Genomic DNA, 9,298 nt, shown 5'->3' on the forward strand with positions numbered 1-9,298 from the left:
GATCACATATTCCTTCTGTATTCCCCACCCACGTCATACAACGCATGGCTGATCTGCCCCAGGCTATGCGTCTTCACCGCGTCCATCAGCGCCGCGAATACATTCCCCCGCCGCCGCGCCGTGTCCTGAAGATACGCCAGTCCGTGGCCGTCGTGGGGCTCGGTGGCGGCGGCTGCGTCGTCTTCCACCACGTGGGCGTGCAGGGTTTCGCCTTCGGGCGCCAGCGGGTTGCGGCCCTGCTGCCAGTTTCTGACGTTACCGATCTGCTGGGCCTTTTCTTCCGGCGTCGAGCGGATCAGTTCGATCTCGGTGGCCACTTCGCCCGCGTGCTGCTTGGGCAGGAAGGTGTTCACGCCCACCAGCGGCAGGCTGCCGTCGTGCTTCTTGTGCTCGTAATAGAGCGACTCTTCCTGGATCTTGCCGCGCTGGTACATGGTGTCCATGGCGCCCAGCACGCCGCCGCGCTCGCTGATGGCTTCGAACTCCCTGTAGACGGCCTCTTCCACCAGGTCGGTGAGCTGGTCGACGATGAAGCTGCCCTGCCAGGGGTTTTCACAGAAGTTCAGCCCCAGCTCCTTGTTGATGATCATCTGGATGGCCACGGCGCGGCGCACGCTGTCTTCGGTGGGCGTGGTGATGGCCTCGTCGAAGGCGTTGGTGTGCAGGCTGTTGCAGTTGTCGAACAGGGCGTAGAGCGCCTGCAGCGTGGTGCGGATGTCGTTGAACTGGATCTCCTGCGCGTGCAGGCTGCGGCCGCTGGTCTGGATGTGGTACTTCATCATCTGGCTGCGGCTGCCGGCGCCGTAGCGCTCGCGCATGGCGCGTGCCCAGATGCGGCGGGCCACGCGGCCGATGACGGTGTACTCCGGGTCCATGCCGTTGGAGAAGAAGAAGCTCAGGTTGGGCGCGAAGTCGTCGATCTTCATGCCGCGCGCCAGGTAGTACTCGACGATGGTAAAACCATTACTCAGGGTGAAGGCGAGCTGGCTGATGGGGTTCGCCCCGGCCTCGGCGATGTGGTAGCCGGAGATGCTCACCGAGTAGAAGTTGCGCACCTTGTGATCGACGAAGTACTGCTGGATGTCGCCCATCATGCGCAGCGCGAACTCGGTGCTGAAGATGCAGGTGTTCTGGGCCTGGTCCTCTTTGAGGATGTCGGCCTGGACGGTGCCGCGCACGGTGGCCAGCGTCTCCGCCTTGATTCGGGCGTAGACCTCAGGTTCAACCAGCTGGTCGCCGGTCATGCCGAGGAAGGCGAGGCCCAGGCCGTCGTTGGTGGGCGGGAGGTCGCCGTGGTAGCCGGGGCGCGGCTTGCCGTCGAAGAAGGCGTCGATCTTGCGCTGGGCTTCGGTCCAGCGGGCGTCGTCGGCCTTGAGGTGTTTCTCGATCTGCTGGTCGACGGCGGTGTTCATGAACAGCGCGAGGATGATCGGCGCCGGGCCGTTGATGGTCATCGACACGCTGGTGGTGGGCGCGCACAGGTCGAAGCCGGAGTAGAGCTTCTTCATGTCGTCGAGCGTGGGGATGTTGACGCCGGAGTTGCCGATCTTGCCGAAGATGTCGGGGCGTTCGGCCGGGTCTTCGCCGTAGAGGGTGACGCTGTCGAAGGCGGTGGACAGGCGGGCGGCGGGCTGGCCGGCGCTGAGGTAATGGAAGCGGCGGTTGGTGCGCTCGGGCGTGCCCTCGCCGGCGAACATGCGGATGGGGTCTTCGCCGGTGCGGCGGTAGGGGTAGACGCCGCCGGTGTAGGGGTAGCTGCCGGGGAGGTTTTCCTTGGCCAGGAAGGTGAGCAGTTCGCCCCAGGATCTGTAGGTGGGGGCGGCGATCTTGGGGATTTTCTGGTGGCTGAGGGAGTCGCGGTAGTTTTCGACGCGGATCTTTTTGCCGCGGACTTCGTATTCGGTGACGTCGTCGGTGATGGATTTGAGGCGGGCGGGCCAGTCGCGCAGGTTGCGGAGGTTTTCGGGGGTGAGGGCCTGGACGGCGTCGTTGTAGCGTTGGCGGAGGGTGATCAGGGTTCGGTCGACCACCGCGTCGCCTGCCTCCGTAGGAGCGGCTTCAGCCGCGACCGGGTCTCGCGTGGGGGGCGGACGCTCGGTGTCGCCGGATTGACGGGGGGGCGCGGCTGAAGCCGCTCCTACAGGGTGGGGGGTGAGGGATTCGGGGGGGTAGAGGGCGAGTTGGTGGGGAAGCTGGGGGTCTTCGAGTTCCTTCAGGGACTGCCAGAAGGACTGGGCGCGGTCGGCGGCTTCTGCCTGCTTTTCAATGGAAGCGTTGATCGCCCTGCCCTGTTCGGCGATCTCGGCCAGGTAGCGCACGCGGGCGCCGGGGATGAGGACGGTGGCGCGGGGTTCCTTGAGGGTGGTGTCGAGCTGCGGCTGCCAGTCGCATCGCACTTCCCCCCCACCCGACCTTCCCGCAGGAGCGGCTTCAGCCGCGATGCCCTTGGCATGAAGGCCCGGTCCCGACGCATCTGCAACCACGGACGCGTCGTTGGCGGCGGCGGGGGTGGTGCCGGAGGCGGGTTTCGGGGTGTGTGGGGTGGTGGGGGCGTGCGTGGGGGGAGCGGTCGCGGCTGAAGCCGCTCCTACAGGGGGGGCGGCGGCTGCGGGATGGAGTTTGGCGCGCAGCAGGCGGCACAGGTTGACGAACATCCAGCTGATGCCGGGGTCGTTGAACTGGCTGGCGATGGTGGGGTACGCGGGCACATCTTCGTCGGGCGTCTGGAAGGCGGTGCGGTTGCGCTTCCACTGCTTGCGCACGTCGCGCAGGGCGTCTTCGGCGCCGCGCTTGTCGTACTTGTTGAGCACGATCAGCTCGGCGAAATCGATCATGTCGATCTTCTCGAGCTGGCTGGCGGCGCCGTAGTCGCTGGTCATCACGTAGACGGGGAAGTCGACGAGGTCGACGATCTCCGAATCGCTCTGGCCGATGCCGGCGGTCTCGACGATCACAAGGTCGAAACCCAGGCCCTTGAGGAAGCCGATGCAGTCCTTGAGCACCGCGTTGGTCGCCACGTTCTGCCGGCGGGTGGCCATCGAGCGCATGTAGACGCGGTGGCTGCGCAGGGAGTTCATGCGGATGCGGTCGCCCAGCAGTGCGCCGCCGCTGCGGCGGCGGGTGGGATCGACGCTGATCACCGCGATGCGCATCTTCGGGAAGCTGGCGAGGAAGCGGTTGAGCAGTTCGTCGGTGACGGAACTCTTGCCGGCGCCGCCGGTGCCGGTGATGCCGATGACCGGCGCCGCGTGCCGGTGGGATTGGGAATTGGGGATTGGGGATTCGGAAGAGCGGGGCTTCGCCCAGCCCTTGCGCTGCAGGGCCAGTTCGGCCTCGGAGAAAGCGCCATCCTCGATGGCGCTGAGCATGCGGCCGATGGCGATCTCGTCGTCGAGGGACGGAAAACCGGGGTCAGAGTCGACTTTCCCCGTGCCCTTTGGCGGCTGGGGATTCCAGGCGGAAAGTCGACTCTGACCCCGGTTTTCGCGGTTTTGCTCCGCGCGCCTGACGACGTCCTCGATCATCTCGACGAGGCCCATCTTCATGCCGTCGTTGGGGTGGTAGATGCGTTCGACGCCGTAGGCTTCGAGTTCGCGGATCTCCTCGGGGGTGATGGTGCCGCCGCCGCCGCCGAAGACGCGGATGTGGCCGGCGCCGCGTTCGCGCAGCATGTCGACCATGTACTTGAAGTATTCGACGTGGCCGCCCTGGTAGCTGGACAGGGCGATGGCGTCGGCGTCTTCCTGCAGGGCGGCGCGCACCACGTCCTCGACGCTGCGGTTGTGGCCCAGGTGCACCACCTCGGCGCCCTGGGCCTGGATCAGGCGGCGCATGATGTTGATGGCGGCGTCGTGGCCGTCGAACAGGCTGGCGGCGGTGACGAAGCGCAGCGGGGTGGTGTCGGGCCTGGCGTCGGGGAGGCGGTCGGCGGGCGTGGCCATGGCGCGGTTCCGGCTTGATTTCAGTTGGAACCGATTGTAGCGCGGTGCGGTTTGCGCCCTTCGTAGCCCGGATAAGGCCGCAGGCCGCATCCGGGGTGGGGGTTCGGTCGCGACGCAACGGCGAATCCCGGGTGCGCTTCGCTTACCCGGGCTACGGGTCGCGCCTTCGGCGCGCCCTCATCCGCCCCTTCGGGGCACCTTCTCCCGCAAGCGGGAGAAGGGAGGAGCGGGTCGCTCCCGCTCTGTTTGCGCGCCTGCTCCTTCCCGTTCCCTTTCCCGTTCCCCCTCCCTTTCCCGTTCCCCCTCCCTTTCCCGTTCCCCCTCCCTTTCCCGTTCCCCCTCCCTTTCCCGTTCCCCCTCCCGCTCCCTTTCCCTCTCGCGCTCCCTTTCCTCTCCGCGCCTCCGCTCCCTCTCCCGCTTGCGGGAGAGGGTTGGGGTGAGGGCCGGCGGTGGCGTGGATCTTTCGCGCGGGGCCCCGGGTGCGCTTTGCTTACCCGGGCTACGCCCCCACCCGCCGAACGAAATGCCAAACTGCCCGGCATGACTCGCAACCCATCCTCGAAACGTTCGCCCCGCGCGCGGCGCCCGAAGCGTCCGCCGCTCACCGTGAAGCAGCGCATCAAGCGCATCCTGGCCTGGGGCCTGTTCTCGCTGGCGGCGCTGGTGCTCAGCGGCGTGCTGCTGGCCGACCACCTGATGCCGCCGGCCACCGGCAGCAAGGGCCATGCGCTGGCGATCGTGCCGGGGCAGACCGCGCTCGATCGCGAACTCGAACCGCTGCTGGCGCGCAACCCGGGCAAGACCGGCGCGATCATGGTCCCCGACGGGCTGGATGCGTTCGCGGCGCGGGCGCTGTCGGCGCGCCAGGCCGGACGCAGCCTCGACCTGCAGTACTACATCTGGCACGATGACCTCACCGGCCACCTGCTGATGTACGAGGCGTGGAAGGCGGCCGAGCGCGGCGTGCGCGTGCGCCTGCTGCTCGACGACATCAACACCTCCGGGCACGACGCGGCGCTACTGGCGCTGGACGCGCACGAGAACATCGAGATCCGGGTGTACAACCCGTTCCGCAACCGCGACGGTGTGGCGCGCGTGCTGGAGATGGTGCAACGCATGTTCAGCGTCACCTACCGCATGCACAACAAGGCCTGGATCGCCGACGGGCGGGTGGCGGTGGTGGGCGGTCGCAACGTGGGGCTGGAGTATTTCGCCGCGCACGACGAAACCAATTTCCGCGACCTCGACGTGCTGCTGTTCGGCCCGGCGGTGGAACAGGCCAGCGCGATCTTCGACACGTTCTGGAACAGCGAGGCGGTGGTGCCGATCGCGCAGCTCAACCGCAAGCCGCGGCGCACGCTCGAGGCGGTGCTCGGGTCGATCAAGGAGGAGGCCCGCAGCGCGACCGCGCGTCGCTATCTCGACCAGGTAGACCTGTCGCCGAGCGTGCGCGCCTACTTCGCCCAGGAACTCACGCCGCACTGGTCCGACCGCATCCGGGTGCTCTCGGATCCGCCGCTGAAGTGGAAGAGCCAGGCGCGCACCGAGGGCCTGGTGGTGGAACTGGTCGAGAAGCTGCGCCGCACGCAACACAAGGCGCTGCTGGTGTCGCCCTACTTCGTGCCGGGCGACGAGGGCGTGGCCGCGCTCGCGACGCTGGTGCGCCAGCGTGGCGCGCACGTGGGCGTGATCACCAACTCGCTGGCCGCCAACGACGTGCTCGCGGTGCACGGCGGCTACGCCAACTACCGCGAGGCGCTGCTCGAGACCGGGGTGAAGCTGTACGAGATGCGCCCGCAGGCGACGCAGTCCGACGCCAGCCTGTTCGGCAGCAGCGGCGCCAGCCTGCACACCAAGGCGATCGTGGTGGACGATCGCTATGGCTTCATCGGCTCGTTCAACATCGATCCGCGCTCGATCGAGCTCAACACCGAGATGGGCGTGCTGTTTGACGATCCGGGGCTGGCGGTGGCGCTGCGCGACGAATACCTGCGCCTGTCGGGGCCCGACCACAGCTACTGGGTGTACCTGGACGGCGAGGACCGCCTGCGCTGGCTGGATCGCGCGGTGGAGCCGCCGGTGGTGCTGGAGCACGAGCCGGAAACGTCGATGTGGGAACGCGGGCTGGCGCGGGTGGTCGGCTGGCTGCCGCTGGAGTCGCAGTTGTAGCGAAACCGGCGAAACCGGGGTCGGAGTCGACTTTCCCACGATTGTCGCGCCGGCCGAGGCGAGCCCGGGGAAAGTCGACTCTGACCCCGGTTTCGGCCCCGGCTGCGGGCGTCACGGGCAATTCGCGGACGAGGGGCGTAGAATGCCGCGCCTGTCACGCCACCCGTGCCCGCTTCCGGGCCACATTCCAGCCGAATCAATCACTTGCCACCTGATCAGAGGCCCCGCACGCAGCACGCGCGGTGCCCCTCGACGGAGTTTTATCCATGATTTTCGAGAAGCTTGCGAGCTACGGCCACGAACAGGTCGTGTTCTGCCACAACCCGGACGTGGGCCTGAAGGCCATCATCGCGATCCACAACACCGTGCTCGGCCCGGCCCTGGGCGGCACCCGGATGTGGCCGTACAAGACCGAGCAGGACGCGCTCGACGACGTGCTGCGGCTGTCGCGCGGCATGACCTACAAGAACGCGGTGGCCGGCCTGAACCTGGGCGGCGGCAAGGCGGTGATCATCGGCGACCCGGCCAAGGACAAGTCCGAAGCGCTGTTCCGCGCGTTCGGCCAGTTCGTCGACTCGCAGGGCGGGCGCTACATCACCGCCGAGGACGTGGGCATCGACGTCAACGACATGGAATACGTCTATCGCGAGACCCAGTTCGTCACCGGCGTGCACCAGGTGCACGGCGGCTCCGGCGATCCCTCCCCGTTCACCGCCTACGGCACGCTGCAGGGGCTGATGGCCGCGCTCAACCGCAAGTTCGGCGACGAGGAGGTCGGCAAGTACGCCTACGCGGTGCAGGGCCTGGGCCACGTGGGCATGGAGTTCGCCAAGCTGCTCAAGGAGCGTGGTGCGAAGATCTTCGTCACCGACATCAACCAGGCGCTGGTCGAGCGCGCGGTGAGCGAGCTCGGCGCCGTGGCCGTGGGCCTGGACGAGATCTACGACGTGCCGGCGGATGTGTATTCGCCCTGCGCGCTGGGCGGCACGGTCAACGAGAACACCCTGCCGCGGCTCAAGGCGAAGGTGATCTGCGGCGCGGCGAACAACCAGCTGGCCAACAACGCGATCGGCGACGAGATCGCGCGGCGCGGCATCCTGTACGCGCCCGACTACGCGGTGAACGCGGGTGGGGTGATGAACATCTCGCTCGAGATCGACGGCTACAACCGCGAACGCGCGATGCGGATGATGCGCACGATCTACCACAACCTCGCCCGCATCTTCGAGATCGCCGAACGCGACCGGATCCCGACCTACCAGGCCGCCGACCGCCTGGCCGAGGAACGCATCCAGACCATCGGCAAGCTCAAGCTCCCGATGGGCCGCAGCACCCCACGCTTCCAGGGCCGCGTGCGCGGACTCTGAGTTCCGCGCAACGCCGTAGCCCGGGTAAGCGAAGCGCACCCGGGGAATTCGCCCAACGTACCGCCACCCCGCTCTCCCTTCTCCCGTTCCACGGGAGAAGGTGCCCCGAAGGGGCGGATGAGGGCGCGCCGAAGGCGCGATGCGAGCGCCCGCCAATTCCGTACCGGGAAGGCCACCTTTCGTCGCGGCCGACCCCACATCCCGGATGCGGCCTGCGGCCTTATCCGGGCTACGTGGGGGAAGGTGCCGAAGGCGCACCAAGCGCAATCCGTAGCCCGGGTAAGCGAAGCGCACCCGGGGTGAATCTCCCTATCGCGGTGGAACCGTCCCCTACCCCGGATGCGGCCTTTGGCCTTATCCGGGCTACGCAAGGTGCCGAAGGCGGATGGGCGCGCCGAAGCGGTCGCGTTGTAGCATGTGAAACCAATCCAGACGGAGCGCGGCATGCGGACTTTCCCCCTCGGCGAGGACATCGACAGCCTGCGCGAGGCGGTGCGCCGCTTCGCCGAGTCCGAAATCGCGCCGCGCGCGGCCGCGATCGACGAGGACAACGCCTTCCCGCAGGAGCTGTGGGCCAAGCTCGGCGAGCTGGGGCTGCTGGGCATGACCGTGCCGGGCGAGTTCGGCGGCAGCGAGATGGGCTACCTCGCCCACCTGGTGGCGATGGAGGAGATCTCGCGCGCGTCCGGTTCGGTGGGCCTGAGCTACGGCGCGCATTCCAACCTGTGCGTGTCCAATCTCTACGCCAACGGCAACCAGGCCCAGCGCGAGAAGTACCTGCCCAGGCTGTGCAGCGGCGAACGGAAAGGCGCGCTGGCGATGAGCGAGCCGGGCGCGGGCTCGGACGTGGTGGGTTCGATGTCCTGCCGCGCCGAGCTCAAGGGCGACACCTGGATCGCCAACGGCAACAAGATGTGGATCACCAACGGCCCCGAGGCCGACATACTGGTGGTGTACATGCGCACCGCCAGCCGCGAGCTGGGATCGAAGTGCATGACCGCCTTCATCGTCGAGCGCGGCTTCAAGGGCTTCTCCACCGCGCAGAAGCTCGACAAGCTCGGCATGCGTGGTTCCAACACCTGCGAGCTGGTGTTCAAGGATTGCGAGATCCCGGCGGAGAACGTGCTCGGCGAGGTCAACAACGGCGTCAAGGTGCTGATGAGCGGACTCAATACCGAACGCCTGGTGCTGAGCGGCGGGCCGCTGGGCCTGATGCAGGCCGCGCTCGACATCGCCCTGCCCTACGTGCGCGACCGCCGCCAGTTCGGCCAGCCGATCGGCAGCTTCGGGATCATGCAGGCGAAGATCGCCGACATGTACACCGCACTGCAGTCGAGCCGCGCCTTCGCCTACCAGGTGGCGCGCGACTACGACGCCGGGCACCGCTCGCGCATCGATGCCGCGAGCTGCCTGCTGCATGCGTCCGAGGCCGCGGTGCAGGTGGCGCTGGAGGCGATCCAGGCGCTGGGCGGCAACGGCTACATCAACGAGTACGCGACCGGGCGCATCCTGCGCGATGCGAAGCTGTACGCGATCGGCGCCGGCACCAACGAGATCCGGCGGATGCTGATCGGGCGGGAGCTGTTCGCCGGGAATCACTGATCGGCCGCAGCGCGTCGCCTCGGGTTGCGGCAACCGCATCGTCGGCTTGCCGCGCGCCGCGTTGCAGGGAGAGATCTGCTCCGCCCCCCTGTCATCTCGACCGCAGGGAGAGATCCGCTCCACACCCCTGTCATCTCGACCGCAGGGAGAGATCTACTCCGCCTCCGGGATTTCTCCCTCCGGTCGAAATGACAGCAGGGGGCCCGACGGCGTGCCCGC

The 9,298-nt window shown here is 67.7% G+C and carries 4 protein-coding genes; 3 read left to right on the forward strand and 1 reads right to left on the reverse strand.

Annotated features, from left to right (window positions below; all coding sequences use genetic code 11):
* Positions 1–2: 2 nt before the first annotated feature.
* Positions 3–3,941 carry a methylmalonyl-CoA mutase family protein gene (locus JMO03_RS08480; protein WP_202842451.1) on the reverse strand — a complete coding sequence of 1,313 codons (3,939 nt, stop codon included), beginning with the start codon at positions 3,939–3,941 and terminating at the stop codon, positions 3–5.
* Positions 3,942–4,481: 540 nt separating this feature from the next.
* Between JMO03_RS08480 and JMO03_RS08485 the strand changes: the two genes are divergently transcribed.
* The 3 genes from JMO03_RS08485 (at position 4,482) to JMO03_RS08495 (ending at position 9,079) form a co-directional block, all read left to right on the forward strand.
* Entirely contained in the window at positions 4,482–6,110 is a 1,629-nt protein-coding gene (locus JMO03_RS08485; RefSeq protein ID WP_202842429.1) for a phospholipase D family protein, read from the forward strand.
* Between the two features lie 266 nt (positions 6,111–6,376).
* Positions 6,377–7,477: a Glu/Leu/Phe/Val dehydrogenase gene (locus JMO03_RS08490; protein ID WP_202842431.1), complete on the forward strand. Its 1,101-nt coding sequence runs from the start codon at positions 6,377–6,379 to the stop codon at positions 7,475–7,477.
* A gap of 444 nt (positions 7,478–7,921) precedes the next feature.
* Positions 7,922–9,079, forward strand: coding sequence for an isovaleryl-CoA dehydrogenase (locus tag JMO03_RS08495; protein ID WP_202842433.1), 1,158 nt, complete (start codon positions 7,922–7,924; stop codon positions 9,077–9,079).
* Positions 9,080–9,298: the final 219 nt, after the last annotated feature.

It is taken from the genome of Luteimonas saliphila (assembly GCF_016774335.1).
Lineage (GTDB): Bacteria > Pseudomonadota > Gammaproteobacteria > Xanthomonadales > Xanthomonadaceae > Luteimonas > Luteimonas saliphila.

Coding starts and splice junctions, on each gene's coding strand:
- JMO03_RS08480 (WP_202842451.1), bottom strand. CDS start 3,941: ATGGCCACGCCCGCCGACCGCCTCCCCGACGCCAGGCCCGACACCACC.
- JMO03_RS08485 (WP_202842429.1), top strand. CDS start 4,482: ATGACTCGCAACCCATCCTCGAAACGTTCGCCCCGCGCGCGGCGCCCG.
- JMO03_RS08490 (WP_202842431.1), top strand. CDS start 6,377: ATGATTTTCGAGAAGCTTGCGAGCTACGGCCACGAACAGGTCGTGTTC.
- JMO03_RS08495 (WP_202842433.1), top strand. CDS start 7,922: ATGCGGACTTTCCCCCTCGGCGAGGACATCGACAGCCTGCGCGAGGCG.